At 32.4% G+C, this 19,197-nt stretch carries 18 protein-coding genes; 7 read left to right on the plus strand and 11 right to left on the minus strand.

Annotated features, from left to right (window positions below):
* Positions 1-28: 28 nt before the first annotated feature.
* The gene (locus tag NR218_RS02905; RefSeq protein WP_011275517.1) at positions 29-718 is read right to left on the minus strand and encodes a metal-dependent hydrolase; all 690 of its coding nucleotides are present in this window, start codon (positions 716-718) and stop codon (positions 29-31) included.
* 154 nt (positions 719-872) lie between these two features.
* Here NR218_RS02905 and NR218_RS02910 point away from each other — a divergent pair, with 154 nt between their 5' ends.
* Positions 873-1,928 (plus strand): M24 family metallopeptidase, encoded by a 1,056-nt coding sequence (locus NR218_RS02910; protein WP_011275516.1) that lies wholly within the window; start codon positions 873-875, stop codon positions 1,926-1,928.
* 73 nt (positions 1,929-2,001) lie between these two features.
* Here the strand turns inward: NR218_RS02910 and ald are convergent, their stop codons facing one another.
* Entirely contained in the window at positions 2,002-3,123 is a 1,122-nt protein-coding gene (ald, locus tag NR218_RS02915; RefSeq protein ID WP_011275515.1) for an alanine dehydrogenase, read from the minus strand.
* A gap of 143 nt (positions 3,124-3,266) precedes the next feature.
* Between ald and NR218_RS02920 the strand changes: the two genes are divergently transcribed.
* Positions 3,267-3,764 (plus strand): universal stress protein, encoded by a 498-nt coding sequence (locus tag NR218_RS02920; RefSeq protein WP_011275514.1) that lies wholly within the window; start codon positions 3,267-3,269, stop codon positions 3,762-3,764.
* Positions 3,765-3,912: 148 nt separating this feature from the next.
* On the opposite strand, the gene NR218_RS02925 is transcribed toward NR218_RS02920, so the two are convergent.
* The 7 genes from NR218_RS02925 to ezrA form a co-directional block, all read right to left on the minus strand.
* Complete coding sequence (locus NR218_RS02925) at positions 3,913-5,109, minus strand: acetate kinase (protein ID WP_011275513.1); 1,197 nt, start codon at positions 5,107-5,109, stop codon at positions 3,913-3,915.
* An 81-nt stretch (positions 5,110-5,190) separates the two neighbouring features.
* Positions 5,191-6,138, minus strand: a complete 948-nt coding sequence (locus tag NR218_RS02930; RefSeq protein WP_011275512.1) for a class I SAM-dependent methyltransferase — start codon at positions 6,136-6,138, stop codon at positions 5,191-5,193.
* A gap of 132 nt (positions 6,139-6,270) precedes the next feature.
* Positions 6,271-6,765 (minus strand): thiol peroxidase, encoded by a 495-nt coding sequence (gene tpx, locus NR218_RS02935; RefSeq protein WP_011275511.1) that lies wholly within the window; start codon positions 6,763-6,765, stop codon positions 6,271-6,273.
* A gap of 90 nt (positions 6,766-6,855) precedes the next feature.
* On the minus strand, positions 6,856-7,632 hold the full coding sequence (locus tag NR218_RS02940; RefSeq protein WP_011275510.1) for a sulfite exporter TauE/SafE family protein: 777 nt from the start codon (positions 7,630-7,632) through the stop codon (positions 6,856-6,858).
* Between the two features lie 41 nt (positions 7,633-7,673).
* Entirely contained in the window at positions 7,674-8,897 is a 1,224-nt protein-coding gene (gene thiI, locus NR218_RS02945; protein WP_011275509.1) for a tRNA uracil 4-sulfurtransferase ThiI, read from the minus strand.
* Positions 8,898-10,034, minus strand: coding sequence for a cysteine desulfurase family protein (locus NR218_RS02950; RefSeq protein WP_011275508.1), 1,137 nt, complete (start codon positions 10,032-10,034; stop codon positions 8,898-8,900).
* A gap of 375 nt (positions 10,035-10,409) precedes the next feature.
* Positions 10,410-12,104: a septation ring formation regulator EzrA gene (gene ezrA, locus NR218_RS02955; protein ID WP_011275507.1), complete on the minus strand. Its 1,695-nt coding sequence runs from the start codon at positions 12,102-12,104 to the stop codon at positions 10,410-10,412.
* 130 nt (positions 12,105-12,234) lie between these two features.
* On the opposite strand from ezrA, the gene NR218_RS02960 reads away from it, so the two are divergent.
* Complete coding sequence (locus NR218_RS02960; RefSeq protein WP_011275506.1) at positions 12,235-12,702, plus strand: GAF domain-containing protein; 468 nt, start codon at positions 12,235-12,237, stop codon at positions 12,700-12,702.
* 224 nt (positions 12,703-12,926) lie between these two features.
* Positions 12,927-13,529 (plus strand): 30S ribosomal protein S4, encoded by a 603-nt coding sequence (rpsD, locus tag NR218_RS02965; RefSeq protein ID WP_011275505.1) that lies wholly within the window; start codon positions 12,927-12,929, stop codon positions 13,527-13,529.
* Between the two features lie 73 nt (positions 13,530-13,602).
* Here the strand turns inward: rpsD and NR218_RS02970 are convergent, their stop codons facing one another.
* Positions 13,603-14,349 (minus strand): glycerophosphodiester phosphodiesterase, encoded by a 747-nt coding sequence (locus NR218_RS02970; protein ID WP_011275503.1) that lies wholly within the window; start codon positions 14,347-14,349, stop codon positions 13,603-13,605.
* Between the two features lie 78 nt (positions 14,350-14,427).
* On the opposite strand from NR218_RS02970, the gene NR218_RS02975 reads away from it, so the two are divergent.
* From NR218_RS02975 to serA, 3 genes are all read left to right on the plus strand, one after another.
* Complete coding sequence (locus NR218_RS02975) at positions 14,428-14,868, plus strand: OsmC family protein (protein ID WP_011275502.1); 441 nt, start codon at positions 14,428-14,430, stop codon at positions 14,866-14,868.
* Between the two features lie 115 nt (positions 14,869-14,983).
* Positions 14,984-16,144 (plus strand): pyridoxal-phosphate-dependent aminotransferase family protein, encoded by a 1,161-nt coding sequence (locus NR218_RS02980; RefSeq protein WP_011275501.1) that lies wholly within the window; start codon positions 14,984-14,986, stop codon positions 16,142-16,144.
* On the plus strand, positions 16,134-17,732 hold the full coding sequence (gene serA / locus NR218_RS02985; protein WP_011275500.1) for a phosphoglycerate dehydrogenase: 1,599 nt from the start codon (positions 16,134-16,136) through the stop codon (positions 17,730-17,732). The genes NR218_RS02980 and serA overlap by 11 nt, the downstream gene beginning before the upstream one ends.
* A 128-nt stretch (positions 17,733-17,860) precedes the next feature.
* Here the strand turns inward: serA and NR218_RS02990 are convergent, their stop codons facing one another.
* On the minus strand, positions 17,861-18,985 hold the full coding sequence (locus NR218_RS02990) for an HAD family hydrolase (protein ID WP_011275499.1): 1,125 nt from the start codon (positions 18,983-18,985) through the stop codon (positions 17,861-17,863).
* Between the last annotated feature and the right edge of the window lie 212 nt (positions 18,986-19,197).

Here is a 19,197-nt window from a genome sequence, read left to right on the forward strand (position 1 = left end):
TAATCACTTCATATTTATTTAAAATCTATTAAAATGATACAGACTCACCAGGTTCTAATATTTGTACTTCACCTTCATGTACTGCATCCTTAAATTGTTGTGGATCTTGTTCAATTAATGGGAAAGTATTGTAATGAACTGGAACTGAAATCTTAGGTTTAACAAATTCATTAATTGCATAACTTGCATCATCAATACCCATAGTAAAGTTATCACCAATTGGGACAAAACATACATCTACAGGGTGTCTTTCAGCAATTAACTTCATATCACTAAACAATCCTGTATCACCCATGTGATAAATCGTTTTACCTTCAACTTCTAGTATAAGTCCCATTGGCATTCCTAAGTAAACAGGGATACCATCTTCATGTGTGAAACTTGAACTATGGAAAGCTTGAACATATTTAACGCTACCGAAATCAAATTTAGCTTTGCCACCGATATTCATACCATGAACATCTTCTACACCATGATAAGTACTTAAATACCCTTGTAATTCAGCAGAACCTATAACCGTTGCGTGATTACGATTTGCTAATTCAACTACATCGCCAAAGTGATCAGCATGACCATGAGTTAAAATTATATAGTCTACATCTAATGTTTGTTCATCTAAATCACATTTGTCATTACCCGAAATAAATGGATCTACAATTACTTTTTTACCATTACCTTCAAAATAAATCGTTGATTGCCCATGAAAAGAAAGTTTCATAATTATAGCCTCCTATTGCTTGATTATTATAATTATACCCTAGCTATTAAAGATATAACATGAAACTAAAATAATCGCTTATTATATTAAATAATTTTGAATTCTAAGCTGATTAGACGTAAAATTAACATAAATACTTAATGGAGATGATTGAATGAGTAAAATCGAAAAAATAACTAAACAATTACAACATGAACAAGCTGACGCTGCATGGATAACAACTCCTCTCAATGTATTCTACTTCACTGGGTATAGAAGCGAACCTCACGAGAGACTATTTGCACTATTAATTACAGCAAATGGAGATCAAACTTTATATTGTCCAAAGATGGAAGTTGAAGAAGTTAAGAATTCTCCATTTGAAGGAAAAATCATTGGTTACTTAGATACTGAGAATCCTTTTGAAATTGATCCGTTATCTTTTAATAAGTTATTGATTGAAAGTGAACACTTAACAGTAAAACGTCAACGCGAGTTAACTCAAAACTTTGGTGTTCAGCACTATGGCGATATTGATCAAACAATTAAAGAATTACGTAATATTAAAAACGAATCCGAAATTGAAAATATTCGCGAAGCGGCAAAGCTCGCTGACAAATGCATCGAAATTGGTACCGAATTCCTTAAAGTCGGTGTAACAGAACGTGAAGTAGTCAATCATATTGAAAATGAAATCAAAAAATTTGGTGTTAGTGAGATGAGTTTTGACACAATGGTATTATTTGGAGATCACGCTGCATCACCTCACGGAACACCAGGAGAAAGAAAACTAGTTAAAGATGAATATGTATTATTTGATTTAGGGGTTATATATAATCATTATTGTAGCGATATGACACGTACAGTAAAATTCGGAACCCCTTCTGAAGAAGCTCAAACAATTTATAATATTGTTTTAGAAGCAGAAACCAATGCAATTGAGGCAATTAGAGCAGGCGTCCCTTTACAAGATATTGATAAAATCGCTAGAGACATTATAAGTGATGCTGGATACGGTGATTATTTCCCTCACAGATTAGGACATGGCCTTGGTTTAGAAGAACATGAATATCAAGATGTTTCAAGTACAAATTCAAACCTACTTGAAGCGGGAATGGTTATTACGATAGAACCTGGTATATATGTACCTAATGTTGCTGGCGTACGTATTGAAGATGATATTTTAGTAACTGAAAATGGTTATGAAATACTAACACACTATGATAAATAAAAATTAAAAATCCAGTTGAGTTAATAGTAAAATAACTATGTACTCAACTGGATTATTTATATTAAATCAATTATTAATCTTCTTTTAATGCATCTTCAACAGATGTGTATTCTAAACCGAACGCTTCAGCTACACCTTTATGAGTTACATGACCTTTGTACGTATTTAAACCTAAAGATAATGCGTGGTTTGCTTTGAATGCTTCACGGTAACCCTTACTTGCTAATAATTGCGCATAAGGTAATGTTGCATTATTTAATGCAATTGTAGATGTACGAGGTACTGCACCTGGCATATTCGCAACTGCATAGTGAACAACACCATGTTTTACATATGTTGGATCATCGTGTGTCGTAATTTTATCTGTAGTTTCAAAAATACCACCTTGGTCAATAGCGATATCAACAATCACTGAACCATCTTTCATTTGTTTAATCATATCTTCAGTTACCAAGCTAGGTGCTTTTGCACCAGGGATTAATACGGCACCAATAACTAAATCACTTTCTTTTACTGCATTTTCAATATTTAATGGGTTAGACATAATTGTGTTCACACGGCCATCAAATAAATCATCTAATTCAGCTAATCGTTTAGGGTTTACATCTAAGATTGTAACATTAGCACCTAAACCTAGTGCGATTTTAGCCGCATTTGTACCAGCTTGACCGCCACCGATGATAGATACTTTACCTTTTGGTACTCCAGGAACGCCTCCAAGTAAAATACCCATTCCACCGTTAAATTTTTGTAGGAATTGTGAGCCAACTTGAGCAGACATACGTCCTGCAACTTCACTCATTGGTGTTAATAATGGTAATGAACGGTCAGGTAATTGAACCGTTTCATAGGCAATACCTACGACTTTATTATCAACTAGCGCTTGAGTTAATTTTTCTTCATTAGCAAGATGTAGGTATGTAAATAAGATGAGTCCTTCTTTGAAATATTTATACTCTTCTTCCAATGGTTCTTTAACTTTAATAACCATTTCTACATCCCATACAGATGACTGTTCAGATACAATGTCAGCACCTGCATCTTTGTAATCTTTATCTTCAAAGAATGAACCTAAACCAGCATCTTTCTCAACAAGTACTGTATGTCCTTGCTCAACTAATGCATGTACACCACTTGGTGACAAACCAACTCTGTTTTCGTTATTTTTTATCTCTTTTGGAATACCAATTTTCATTCCATCCACCTCCATCACTATCGTAACGCTAAACCAATGAAAGCGCAATCAGAAAAAGTACATATTATTGTTAAAATATAAAGAGTAAAAATTCTGAAATTTGTGGTAATATATAAGTAAGAAAAGCTAAGGGGGTTATTAAGATGTTAACATACAAAAACATTTTAATCGCAGTTGATGGTTCACACGAAGCTGAGTGGGCTTTCAATAAAGCAGTAGACGTAGCTAAACGTAATGACGCTAAATTAACTATAGTGAACATTATCGATTCAAGAACGTATTCTTCTTATGAAGTATACGATGCACAATTCACTGAGAAGTCTAGAAGTTTCTCTGAAGAATTATTAAAAGGTTATCAAGAAGTTGCAACGCGTGCTGGAGTAACTAACGTTGAAACTCGTTTAGAGTTTGGTTCTCCTAAAGCAATTATCCCTAAAAAATTAGCAAGTGAATTAGGTGTAGATTTAATTATGTGTGGTACTTCAGGTTTAAATGCCGTTGAAAGATTTATTGTCGGTTCTGTATCTGAAGCAATTGTACGTCACGCACCATGTGATGTATTAGTAGTGCGTACAGAAGAAATTCCTGAAGATTTCCAACCTGAAGTTGCAACTCCAGAATTTAGAAAACAATATTCATAATAGTTATATCTAACTATTCATTTACAAAGTGAGTTTAATATGGCGATAAGGTCTTTGACTTTATCGTCATTATTTATTTGTCACAATTTTATTTAAAAAAGACAACATACATTGTCCAATTACAATGCATGTTGTCAGTATTAATAAATTATAATTCGCCAAATTTAACTGTATCTCTAGCAATCATAACTTCTTCATTTGTTGGAATAACAATAACTTTAACTGGTGAGTGTGGGTAATTGATAAATCCTTCTTCACCACGGATTGTTTCATTTTTCTTAGGATCCCAATAGATGCCCATGAATTCTAAGCCTTCTAATACTTTAGCACGAACTGTTGAAGAGTTTTCTCCTACACCAGCTGTAAATACAATGACATCCACGCCATGCATTCTTGTAGCATAAGAACCAATATATTTATGAATTCTTGAAGCAAATACGTCTAGTGCTAATTGTGCACGTTCTTTTCCTTCTTCTGCATCACTTTCAAGGTCACGTAAGTCACTTGATGTACCTGAAATACCAAGTAGACCTGATTCTTTGTTTAATACATTAAGAACTTCTTCGGCGTTTTGACCAGTCTTTTGCATAATGAATGGAATTAATGCAGGGTCGATATTACCTGAACGTGTACCCATTGTTACACCCGCTAATGGAGTGAACCCCATTGATGTATCGATTGATTCACCACCATCGATGGCAGCAATTGATGCACCATTACCAATATGACAAGAGATAATGCGTAACTCTTCAATTGGTTTATTCATGATTTCAGCAGCACGTTGTGATACATATTTGTGACTTGTACCGTGGAAACCATATTTACGAATGCCATAATCTTTATAGTATTGGTAAGGTAAGCTATATAAATATGATTGTTCTGGCATTGATTGGTGGAATGAAGTATCAAACACTGCTACATGAGGAATGTTTGGTAATAATTTTCTGAATGCACGGATACCCATTAAGTTAGCAGGGTTATGCAATGGTGCTAATTCACTTAATGATTCAATTTGTTCTTCCACTTTATCTGTAACTAATGCAGACGTTGGGAATAACTCACCACCGTGCACGACACGATGTCCTGTACCAGCAATATCATTAATGTCATCAATGATGCCATGTTGTTTGAAACTGTCTAACATGATGTTAATAGCTTCTTCATGATCCTTGATATCTTTAACATCTTTAATTTTTTCACCATTCACTTCAATTGTGAAGATTGAATCTTTAATACCGATACGTTCGATTAAACCTTTTGTTACTAGAGTTTCTTCAGGCATTCTTATTAGTTGGAATTTTAAAGAAGAACTACCAGCGTTAATCGCTAAAACTAAACTAGACATATATTATTGTCCTCCAATTTATTAATTAATATCCATATTTATTTAACCATTAATACAGCCATAATTCAAGAATATCACAGTTTATTTTTGAGGATGATTGTCTTTCATCCAAGTATTTAATTCACCAATAAATCCTTGGAATTGATTAGGATTTTTAAAATCAGGAATATTTGCTAATAACACTTCAACTGGCTTAGTCTCATTCGATTTTTTCTTTTGTAAAATCAATATTGATTTACGCGCATTTTCGTTCTTAAATAACGTCTTAGGTAAATTTAAAAATGCTTGCATTTCTGTTTCTGTAGCAATGAAATTTTCTAACTGTTTTACATTGTCATTCTCAAAAATATTACTTGGAACTACTAAAAATGCGAAACCAGATTGTTTTAAGGCAGTAATTGCTTGTTCAATTAGTAAATAATGTGAATAGCTATTCCCTTCTTTAAAACCTAATTGCATTTCATGACTTCGTTCATCTAGAGGATAATATCCTATCGGTAAATCACCAATAACAATATCCGCTTCTTCTAAAGGTAACGGCATAATTGCATCCTGAGGATAAACATCAAACGGTATCTCCAAGAAATTTGCTAAATGTACACTAACTCTTGAAAGTACCGGATCAACTTCAATAAGATGATGCATTATTGTAGTATCCTTAAGCACTTCATTAACAGATGCACTTAAATGGCCTGCACCACTAGCGATATCTACAACATGTAATTCTTCGTTGTTTTCAGTAAATTTTTGAACTAAAAATCCGAGAATTAAACCTATAGAATCGGGTGTTATTTGGTGATTGGCTTGAATTGTTTCTTCTTGCATTAAACTTAAATAAGCGAACTGAAATGCTTTTCTACGATCTTGTAATGTGGCTTGTTCTAGTAATTCACGTTTATTACTATAAACATCTTCCATTGCTAATCCTAAATTCTCAATAAAACTTTGACCGTTTTGTTCATTTAAAACTTTAGCTTTTTCATCTAATGTTTTAAAAAGCTTTTCCATGATTGTTTGTTCTTCACTCATAAACTTAATCCTCTCCATTAAAAAAGTGTCCATTCGGTTTATTTCTTAAAAATAATCAACGCTAATTTAAAGTAGCATTTTTGAAATAAATATGGACACTTTTACGTTATATCTATCATCTAAAAATTGATATTAAATGTTGCGATATGCTTCTAATGCAGCATCAAAGTTAGGGAAATCAGTACCTTCGCTAACTAATTCTTTATATACAACTTTGTCATTGCTATCTAATACAAATACAGAACGAGCTAATAATCTTAACTCTTCCATAACGACACCATATTGTTGACCAAATGATAAGTCTTTATGGTCACTTAAAGTGATAACGTTATCTAAACCATTTGATGCACACCATCTTTTTTGAGCAAATGGTAAATCTGCAGAAATCGTTAAAACAACACCGTCTTCTTGCGCCGCTTCTTCATTAAATTTACGAGTTTGTTGGTCACACACACCTGTATCAATAGAAGGTACAACGCTGATTAATTTCTTTTGACCTTTATAATTTTCTAAACTAACTTCATTTAAATCGTTATCTAATACTTTAAAGTCAGGAGCATGTTGCCCTTCTGATACTTCAGAACCAGCTAAATGAATTGGATTATTTTTAAAAGTAATTTGTGTCATGATGAAATGACCTCCTATAATTTTTATCATTATATTGTTATCATACGACAGTGGTAAAACTTAAATCAATCATTTAAAACTGAATCATATCTAATGTTGAAGCAGTTGTAAAATGTAGTCATATGTGTTTTTCAAAATTAGAACTGCTGTAACGATAATAAAAAGTATCTTTACATAACCAACACCTTTGCTTATGGCAAATTGTGCACCTACATATGAACCTATAATCATACTTACAGCCATAATTAAGCCATACACAAAATCAACCTGGCCTAAGATAATAAAAAGAACTAATGCACCTAAATTAGAAGCAAAATTTAAGACTTTCGCATTACCTGCTGCACTCAAAAAATCAAATCCAAACATAAGCAAAACAAATAACATAAAAGAGCCAGTGCCTCCACCTAAGAAACCATCATAAAAGCCAATTATTAACATTAAAGATACAAAAATGACAGCTTTACCAATTGTTAGCTTAGAAAATGTGCGCACATTTCCCCAATCTTTTTTCATAATTGTATATATCAGTACAAGGCTCAATATAATGATAATTAAAGGCTTTAAAATTTGTGCAGGCAACATAGTAGCTAAACTAGCACCGCCTGCTGCAAATATAAACACAAATGGAAATAACTTAAGTACAATATTTAAATCTACTTTGCCTGAACGTATAAACTTAATTGCACTTGTAAGCGATCCAAATGAACTGGCTAATTTGTTAGTACCAAGCGCCAATGAAGGTGGCATTCCTATAGCTAATAAAGCTGGTGTTGAAATTAGGCCCCCACCACCTACTACTGCATCGATAAAAGCAGCTAAAAATCCAAATGCTATAATAATTAATATAATATTTAGCGTTATCTCCATGATGCATATCCCCTTTGTTCTTAATACTTGATTATTCTATTTTAGAATAACTCATCAATTAATGCATCAGTGTTTTGGTCTTTTTCGCTCTTATAATCTTTATTAATAGTTAATGTTTCAATATTATCTGCTGCACGTTGAACCATTTCATCGAAGTTAAATACACTTTCATATTTAATTACTTTATCAAAATCTGGTTCAGTTACAGGATTTTTAGGAGTGAAAATAGTACAACAGTCTTCATAAGGTTGAATCGAAACATCAAATGTACCAATCTCTCGTGCTTTCTTGACAATATCTTCCTTATCAAGCGAAACAAGTGGTCTTAAAATCGGAGTAGAAGTCACATCATTAATTGCGTACATACTCTTTAATGTTTGACTTGCCACTTGTCCTAAATTTTCACCGTTAACAATCGCATTAGCCCCAACTTTTTCTAATACAATATCCGCTACACGTAACATCATGCGACGCGTAGATGTCATTGTGTATCTAGGATGAACTACTTTATTTATTTGTTTTTGTAATTCTGTAAATGGCACTATATGCAATTTTATTGGTCCCACTCTTTCAGAGAGGATACGTGTAAGTTCAATCACTTTGTCTTTAGCTTTTTCACTAGTAAAAGGTGGACTATGGAAATGAATCGCTTCTATATAAACACCACGTTTCATAATTTCCATCCCAGCTACTGGAGAGTCTATGCCTCCTGACAACATTAAGAGTGTTTTACCGCCAGTGCCAACTGGTAAACCACCAGCACCTTCATAAATTTGTGTGAATACATACACACCATCCATTCTTACTTCAACTCTTACGTTATAATCGGGTTGTTTCACATCAACCGATATATCTTCAGTTGCTTGTAAAATCGCACCTCCAAGTTCACGTTGTAAAGCATATGTGTCCATTGGAAATGACTTATCTACACGTTTAACATCAATTTTGAATGTCTCTCCCGGTTTAAAATCTTGAGCTAAATCAACACATAATTTTTTTATTTCATCTAATTCTTGAGAGGTTTTATGAACAGGACTAATAGATTTAATACCAAATATTTTAGTTAAACGATTGATTACCTCCTGTGCATCTGCTTCTTCAGTTAATGAGATATACATTCTATCTCTCTTGCCTTTAACATGCGTTCCTTCTATAGTTTGTAAAGACTTAATGACGTTATCTTTCAAAGCATTTACAAACTTTTTCCGATTTGTTCCTTTTAAAGTTAGTTCACCATATCTAACTAATAAATGATCAAACTCCATTTACTTTAACAACTCCTTAATTTCTTTGTATATCGTTTCAAATTTCACTTTAAATTGATCAATATCTTCTTGAGTAGTCATATCTCCTAAGGATAATCTAATACTTCCTTCAATTTTATTATCCGGGAGTCCCATTGACATTAAAACTTCATTTAGTTTTCCTCTTTTAGATGAGCAAGCGCTTGTAGTTGAAACCATGATATCCAATTTAGAAAATGCATTAACTAAGACCTCACCCTTCACACCTGGAAACGCAATATTTAATATTTGCGGTGCACAATCCAAAGGAGAATTGATATATACACCTCTAAACTCTTTTAAAAATTCACGTAATTCATGGTTGTAATCACTTAATCGTTGATGACGTTCATTTAAATTATCTATTGCTAAAGTTATTGCTTTAACTAGTGACACATTCATCGGTAAGTTCACTGTTCCACTTCTTACGCCGTATTCTTGTCCTCCGCCGTGAACAATAGGTTCTAATTTATCTTTATTATCAATTAATAGGAGACCCTGTCCTTTTAGTCCATTAAATTTATGACCACTAAAGCTTACACTATTAACACCTTCAAGGTTCATTGTTACTTTTCCTAAAGCTTGAACTGCATCAACGTGTAAATGTGCTTTAGGATAATCTTTTAATATGTCCACTATTTCATCAATAGGTTGAATTTGACCCATAATATTATTCACATACATACAAGAAACAAGACCGACCTTGTCATTCATCAATGAAGCTAAATGTTCAATATCAACACGGCCATCCGCATTAACATCAACATATTTTAATACAAACCCATCTTCTTCTAAATATCTCATAACTTCTAAGACAGATGGATGTTCTAAAACGGAAGTAATAATTTCATTTGCAAATTGCTTTTTACGATAAGCAATACCTTTTAAAGCTATATTATTCGATTCAGTGGCACCACTTGTGAAAATAACATCTGTTTTTTGTCCTATAGATAGCATTGATGATATACGTTCCTTTGCTTGTAGAAGCACCTTCTCCGCTTGCAACCCCCACTTGTGAGGACTATTTGGATTGAAATAAACAGTTTCATTTACTTTATTAAATGAATCGAGTACATCTTTATGAGGCTTTGTAGTGGCTGCATTATCAAAATAGATCACTTAAAACACTCTCTTTCATTCTCTATTAAATTATTTATTTACCCTTAGTAAATTTATCTTTTATAGACATATTATTCAAAAATAGATACTAAAGCATTATACTATTTTTAAATAAAAATAAAAGGCGTCGAACTCAAATTAAATGATTTTGAGTTGAAAACTTATTTAGCATTATTTATTAAGCGTTCTGAATTAAAGTAACTCCCCCTTGAATTCAATAACTTACTATAACTTTAAACAAATCAAAAAAGATGGGATAGAATTCATTACGAATTCATTATCCCACCTCAAAATAGACTACTATTTATTTGCTTTAACCTAACATTTATTACTTACCAAAGTTATAAATTTTTATTGTCAATAAGACAAGCGTAATTAACCTTTGGCTACCTCATCTTCAATATATTTAGTAATTCCAGGTTCTACACTTTCAAGTGCTTGTTCTGAAATTTCAATTGATCGTTTGTAACGATTATTTTTAAACAAGCGTTCTGCTTCGTTTAAACTCTTATCTACATTATTATGATCTTTGCGATAACGGTTACCATATTGAATTAAACGTTCTGCGTATACGGCATTCACCAACACATCATTTGCTTCATCTTCAAAAGTATTCATTTGAATAACAATTTTGGCAACTTTATCTTTAAGTTGTTTTACGTGAATTGGACGTTCACTAAATTGATCATTAGTTTCACGAACTTCATGGTCAATTTCATTTTTCATAATAATGAATCTTTCTGGTACACTTGTTAAATTTGAAGCTAAAAGTCGACGATAAACTTCTTCTTTTTTAGATTGAATTCTTAAAAGATTATCTTCTGCCTCAGCTTCATCTTCTCTCAATTGAATAAGATGATTTTGTAATTTTTCTTGGTTCTCATTAATTACTTTAACGTGATCGTCTAAATATTCTAGGTTGTCTTTAACTTCGCTGTAACGTACAGCAGATTTAGCCATTTCTTTAAGAATTTCATCATATACAGCTACTAAATTTTGAATTTCGTTCTCATGTTGTCTAATGCTATGAACATCACTTTCATTTATGAAATAATTTTCACGAATATAGTCAATTTCTGTACGTAATGTGTAATTCATCTCACGTGCTTTGAACAATTCATCAGTAATTTGTTCTTTAGTTTCTTCCACTTCATTTTTAGCTTTAACTTCATGCTCAATCAAATCATACATTTCATCAAGCTTATCATTAATTTGTTCAAGTTTATCGTTTGCATTATCTAACTCAAGACGACTGATCATAGGTTCTACAAAATTCAACTCTGTCTTTAAGCTTTGTAGCGTACCATCGATTTTAACGTGATCTAGATCATAACCGTTCATCTTTAAGTCGCGACAACCATATTTCAAATCTTGAAATTGTCCAGGTAGTTCTTTTTGGGCTTCTCTAATTAGTTCTGGAATTTCATCCATATACTTTTGGACTTCATTCATAGATTCATTTAGACCCATAATGTGGTTATGTGCTTGAACGTAATTACCTTCTTCTTTAAGTTCTTCATACTGTTCAAGTTCTGGCTCAAATGATTCAATTCTTTTTTCAAGTGGTGAAGCTGCATCGCCGAACTGATGTCTGTTAGCTAACACATCACGCTTCATTTCTCGATAATTAGTCTTGCACTTTTCATAAACTTGTTCATTTTCCTTATGTAAAGAAACAATTTCATTAACGTCTTCAACTTGTTGTTGATACCCAGCTTCATATTTATCCATTAATTCATGTGCATCATCAATGTCACTTTGAGCTCCAGAAAATTGAAACTTATCAAGTTGAATTTCAGCATCGTGGATTTTTTCCTCTACAGGTGCTAAATAGTTATTTGTATAGTCTAAGGTGTCTCTCTTAAAGGCATCATATTTTTTTCTAGTTTCACCTTTTAAATTTAATTCAGAAAGTTGTTTTAAATTTTCTTCAAAAGGTAATCTTTGAACTTTTAACTTACGTTCTTCAGCTTCTTCAACAATTTTTCGTTTATTAGAACGTAAATAAAACATGATTCCTACAATGATTAAAACAATGATAATTATTGCTAATATTGTGTATAAAACCATCTCATTCTCCTCCTATATTATCATTATTATAACGCAAATACCGCTTTCATTAAAATAGTAAATGAATGAATTGATAGAATAAATTTTTCCATTTATACTTTTATTAAAAATAACAAAATGAGGTAAGCATATGCCATTGATAAAAGAAACAAATTATAATTTATTAACGAAACAGCTTCAAAGTTTAATCGAAGACGAACAGAACCTTATCGCAATTCTAAGCAATACATCAGCTATATTAAATGATAATTTAGATCAAATTAATTGGGTTGGTTTTTATCTAATTGAAAATGAAGAACTCATTCTTGGACCCTTCCAAGGTCATCCAGCTTGCGTTCATATTGCAATTGGCAAAGGTGTCTGTGGTACTGCAGTTGCAGAAGATAAAACTCAGTTAGTTAAAGATGTACACGCGTTCCCAGGCCACATTGCTTGCGATGCAAATAGTAAATCAGAAATAGTTATTCCAATTCATGTCAATGATGAAATAATTGGGGTTCTAGATATTGATGCACCTATCACAGATCGATTTACTAATGAAGACAAGGAAGGTTTAGAAGTTATTGTCAAAGTTATTGAAAAACAGCTAACTAAATAACTAAAAAGTATTGACACTTTGTAAAATACTGTTACAATGAACTTTGTGTGAATTAACGAAAATAGCAGTTGCATATCAATAAGCTCTATGTTGTTCCCGATGAGGACGTGTCGCGTAACTGACGCTATAAGGTGAAGACACATAAAACAACATATCCTATTGGGCATGCAACACTCTTTTTTGTTTATTCATAACAACAAAAAAGAAAAAGGAGGAGTCTTAATATGGCTCGATTCAGAGGTTCAAACTGGAAAAAATCTCGTCGTTTAGGTATCTCATTAAGCGGTACTGGTAAAGAATTAGAAAAACGTCCTTACGCACCAGGACAACACGGTCCAAACCAACGTAAAAAATTATCAGAATATGGTTTACAATTACGTGAAAAACAAAAATTACGTTATTTATATGGAATGACTGAAAGACAATTCCGTAACACATTTGACATCGCTGGTAAACAACACGGTGTACATGGTGAAAACTTCATGATTTTATTAGCTAGTCGTTTAGACGCAGTTGTTTATTCATTAGGTTTAGCTCGCACTCGTCGTCAAGCACGTCAATTAGTTGGTCACGGTCACGTTGAAGTTGATGGTCGTCGTGTTGATATTCCATCATATTCATTAAAACCTGGTCAAGTTATCACTGTACGTGAAAAATCACAAAACTTAGACATCATCAAAGAATCTGTTGAAATTAATAATTTCGTACCAGAATACTTAGACTTTGATGCAGATAGCTTAAAAGGTACTTTCGTACGCTTCCCTGAACGTAGCGAATTACCAGCTGAAATTAATGAACAATTAATCGTTGAGTACTACTCAAGATAAGTTCATGATAATGAACAACCACCCTTCCTTATGGAATGGGTGGTTTTTTTATTCATAGATGATCTAAGTGATTTTATAATCTAAAGATATCCTCTGGTAAATCAGAAATAATGCCATCTACGCCAAGGTTGATAAGTTTTTTAGCGTCTTTCGGTTTATTCACAGTATATGGAATAACCTTCAATGATTGACTATGTGCATTTTTTATAAATCTAGAATTAACTAATTTGTAATTAGGATTAATAAAATTTGCATAATCAGATATTTCTTCAAAATTTGGAGATTTATACCAATATTTCTTTCTACTAATAAGCAGCCCTAATTGATACTCACTATCCAATGAGTTTAAACGTTTCACACAATCTTCATCAAAAGATTGAATGATTGCTTTGTATTTAGGAACTTTATATATTTCTAAAGCATTCAATACAGCTTCTTCAATTCCTGGATATTGATGTGGAACTTTAATCTCAATAAGTAACTTTTTTGAAAAATTTTTAATTAAGGATAACACCTCTTCAAATGTCGAAATCTTAGTATTTTGAAAGGATTTATCATGTTTTACTCCAAAATCAAATTTTAACAATTCTTCAAGTGTATAGTCTTTTACTTTTCCTTCACCATTCGAAGTTCGATTAATAGTGTCATCATGTATAACAACCAAATGATTGTCTTTACTGAAATGTACATCTATTTCTAACATATCAACATGTTGCATTAAAGCCGCCTTAAAACCAACAAGAGTATTTTCTGGAAAATGATTAGATAAACCACGATGAGCAACTATTTGAAATGCTTGATTAGGTTTATTAATTTTCATAAAAGTCACCTTTCTTTAATTATGTCACACTTTAAACTACACTTAAAATACCATATTATAAGTGGAGGTTAAACATAAATGGTTAAGCATGATTTTAAAGTACAAACAAAATGGCGTGGTGGAAGAGAAGAAGTTGGAACTGTTAATGGAGACATTATTTCTGAACAAATTTCTATACCTGCACCGCTCGGTGGTAATGGAGTAGGTACAAATCCCGATGAATTATTAGTTTCAGCTGCATCGTCTTGTTATATCATCTCATTGGCAGCAACGTTAGAAAGAGCAAAATTTACCGACATCAATCTGATAAATAATTCAGTAGGTACTGCCCTATTCGAGAATGGTAAGTTTAAAATGGTAACAATAACACATTATCCTAAAATTTCAGTGACTGCGGAAGACAAAGAGAATCTTGAGAAAAGGCTTCCTAAATTATTAGAAATAGCTGATAATAATTGTATGATTTCGAATTCTATACGTAATAATGTAGAAATTAAAATTCAAGCGTCAATTCAATAATTGTTAAAATTGCGCTAGTTTCACCATGAATCTCATATAAACATGGTGATTACTCTTTTAAATTATCAGAATATTTGGTAAAATGATTAAATCTTATACCGTGGGAGGAAATTTAATGAATTATTATGAACCACTTTTATTAACACCAGGACCTACTCCAGTTCCAAAGGAAATCAATCATGCTTTAGGTTTACCTATGGTTGGTCACCGTTCACCAGATTTTGAATCTATAGCTAAAAAAGCATTTAACAATTTAAAACCCATTTTTGGTACAGAAAATGAAGTTATGATTTTAACATCAAGTGGCACTAGTGTCTTAGAAGCAAGTATGTTAAATATAGTTAATCCCGATGATCATTTTGTCGTTATAGTGTCAGGCGCATTTGGCAATCGCTTTAAACAAATTGCTGAGACATACTATAAAAATGTACACATATATAATGTGGAATGGGGACAATCCATTGATATTAAAGAATTCATAACATATCTTAACAATTTAAATCATCAAATCAGTGCTGTATTTACTCAATTCTGCGAAACGTCAACAGCTGTCCTACATCCTGTAGGTGAACTTGGTAAAGCATTGAAAACATTCAATCAAGATATCTACTTTGTTGTAGATGGTGTGAGTTGTATTGGTGCTGTAGATGTTAATTTAGAGCGTGACTACATAGATGTGTTAGTTTCTGGGAGTCAAAAAGCAATTATGTTGCCACCTGGTCTAGCATTCGTAGCTTATAATGATCGTGCATTGAAACGTTTCAAAGAAGTGACTACACCACGCTTTTACTTAAATTTAAATAAATACTTTGACTCACTTCAACAAGATTCTACTCCTTTTACACCAAATGTCGGGTTATTTAGAGCAGTAAACGCTTATGCTGAATTAATTCATTCTGAAGGATTTGAAAATACCATTAAACGTCACTATATTATTAGAGACGGTCTAAGATTAGCTTTAAATGCATTAGATTTGGAACTTTTAGTAGAAGATGATTTCGCTTCCCCTACGGTAACATCATTTATACCAACATCCAAAGATGAATTAACTCATATTAAATCAACTTTAAAAACAAGATTTAATATTACAATTGCTGGTGGTCAAGGTAAATTGAAAGGAAAGATTTTACGTATCGGACATATGGGTAAAGTCTCACCTTTCGATATGCTTTCAGTGATAAGTGCTTTAGAGATTATACTTACAGATTACCGTCAAACGAATTATATTGGTAGAGGCTTAACAAAATTTTCAGAGGTGATTCATAGTGAAGCATAATATTCTAGTGTCAGACCCTATTTCAACAGATGGATTACAAAGTTTATTAAACCATTCTGATTTTAACGTCGATATTAAAACGGATTTAGATGAACAATCACTATTAGATATTATAGGTGATTACGAGGGTTTAATTGTTCGTAGTCAGACGCAAGTTACTCAACAAGTCATTGAAAAGGCTAGTAATTTGAAAGTTATCGCCCGTGCTGGCGTTGGCGTAGACAATATTGATATTGACGCTGCTACTCTCCAAGGTATTTTAGTCATTAATGCACCTGATGGTAATACTATTTCTGCAACTGAACATTCAGTAGCTATGATTTTAGCGATGGCTAGAAATATTCCTCAAGCGCATGCATCTTTAAAAAATAAGGAATGGAATAGAAAAGCGTTTAAGGGGGTCGAACTTTATCAGAAAACATTAGGTGTCATAGGTGCAGGACGAATAGGTATTGGTGTAGCACAACGTCTTCAAAGTTTCGGTATGAAAGTGTTAGCTTATGACCCTTATCTTACTGAAGATAAAGCACAGCAATTAGGCGTTAAACTTGCTACCATAGATGAAATAGCTAGACAAGCTGATTTTGTAACAGTTCATACGCCATTAACACCTAAAACAAGAGGTATTGTGAATGCTGATTTCTTTTCAAAAGCAAAACCAACATTGCAAATTATTAACGTCGCAAGAGGCGGTATCATCAATGAAGATGATTTATTAAATGCACTAAATAATAATCAGATTGCACGTGCTGCATTAGACGTATTTGAACATGAACCCCCTACCGATTCACCATTAATTGAGCATGATAAAATCATTGTTACGCCACACTTAGGTGCATCAACTATTGAGGCTCAGGAGAAAGTTGCAGTATCAGTGTCAGAAGAAATTATAGATATACTGGAAAACGGTAATGTAACACACGCAGTCAATGCGCCAAAAATTAGTTTCAATGATATAGATGAAATAACACAACAATGGATTGAAATAGGTGAGTTATCTGGTGAATTAGCCATTCAATTAATTGAAGGTGCACCGAGAGAAATCAAGGTGACTTTTAATGGTGATGTCGCTAAACAGGAAACTGACTTAATTACACGGTCAATTGTAAAACAAATTTTACAACAGGATTTAGGAGATCGTGTTAATATCATTAATGCTTTTGCACTTTTAAATGAACAAGGTGTAACACGTAACGTTGAAAAAAGAGCATCACAAGATACTTTTAGTAATTATATTCAAGTTCATTTAGTAAGTGATACGGAAGAAGTAAAAATTGGTGCCACGGTAATAGCTGGCTTTGGTGCTCGTATTGTACGTATTAATGATTACTCTGTTGACTTTAAACCTAATGCCTATCAACTTGTTTCTTATCATGGTGACAAGCCTGGTATGGTCGGTTTAACTGGTCAGCTACTAGGTAGACATAATATTAATATTGCATCAATGTCACTTGGCAGAAATATACAAGGAGGCCAAGCGATGATGGTATTATCAATTGATCAACCTGTTACTGAGGATATTATCAATGAACTATATGATGTGGGTGGTTTCGATAAAATATATGGAACTACACTCTCAGTTAAATAACTAATCTTTTTGAAGAATCACGACTATATCTACTTGAAATAATTATGCCCCTCTATGATGGATTTTACTTCATCACTGAGGGGCGTATTAATACTAATGATTTAATATCAATTTATGGTGAATTAACCTTACAATAAAATATTTTTAATCAAACCTATATGATCAACAATATAATCCGCTTCATGATGCTCCAATTCTTTACGAGCCTCTTGCCCTTTTAAACCTGTTAATGTTCCTATAAAAGTAGCACCTATTTGTTTAGCACAGAATAAATCAGCCAGTGAGTCACCAACAATGATTACATCTTCTTTATTTACAATTTGATCTTGTTGGCTAATGAATTGTTTATAATTCTCCTTGTTATTTCCATATAGAGTAGCAATATAGCAAAAAGGATTAGGCTTACCTAGAGGTATAAAGTCAGGATATTCATTTTCAGCTTCTATAACATCACTTGCAGTAACAATGTGATTATCTGAAAAGAACGCTTTTAAACCTAAAGATTCAAATGGAACTAATGTTTCAGTTCTAGGTCTACCTGTAGCTATTGCAAGATGATAGCCTCTTTCTTTTAAAGTACTAAGCAAGGACTTAATCTCTTCAACAGGTCTAAGAACAGTTTCGTGATAAATAAAACCATTAATGCCCTCAAGAATAGATGGCTTTTCTTCAACTTGCTTAAATAATTCAGAACCTAAGTATAATTCTTGGTATAAATCTCTTGCAACAAACCATAGAGGTCCTTTAAGTTTAAAGAAGCTTGCATCATTAACATTTAATTCTTCTCTAGCATATTGTTGCAACTCGGCATAAATATTATCTTTACCACCTTGACTTTGACTAATAAAATTCATAGGAAGTTCATAATCAATTCTAAAATTTTTGTTAATCATTGATTGAATTTCTTGAATACTTTTTACTGAAAAATGATTATCAGTTATTATGTCTTTAATCTCTTGAACTGTAAATTCTTTCATCAAATGGATAAAATGTATGCAAAAAACGACAAATAACATATCCCAATTTGAATTTAATCCCATTGATTTTAATCGATTAAGAATGATATCATCATTAAATACTTTACTGCGAATATCATTTATAGTTTCGTCACTTAACGCATTTAATTTAAATGATTTATCTAAACCTAAAAAATGTTCACTTTTGAGTAATGTCTCTATAGTTAAAGCTGATGTATCGAAACAACGTTCCTCACTTAAGAATACACCGTCTACATCAAACAAAATTGATTTCATGACTTTTCGCTCCATTATTTTTGAATATTCTGATACTTATAATCTTAACGTCTTATATCTCAATGTCAATAATAAAAAACTGATGAATTCTAGGTAGCCTCCTAAAATTCATCAGTTAATTGAACAACAGATATTTATCAATATGGTTATATCTTATCAAATCAGTAAGACATATTTTGTCTGTCTTAATACTTTTAAAAAATGAAACTATA

Source organism: Staphylococcus sp. SUC_1.2, from assembly GCF_026222585.1.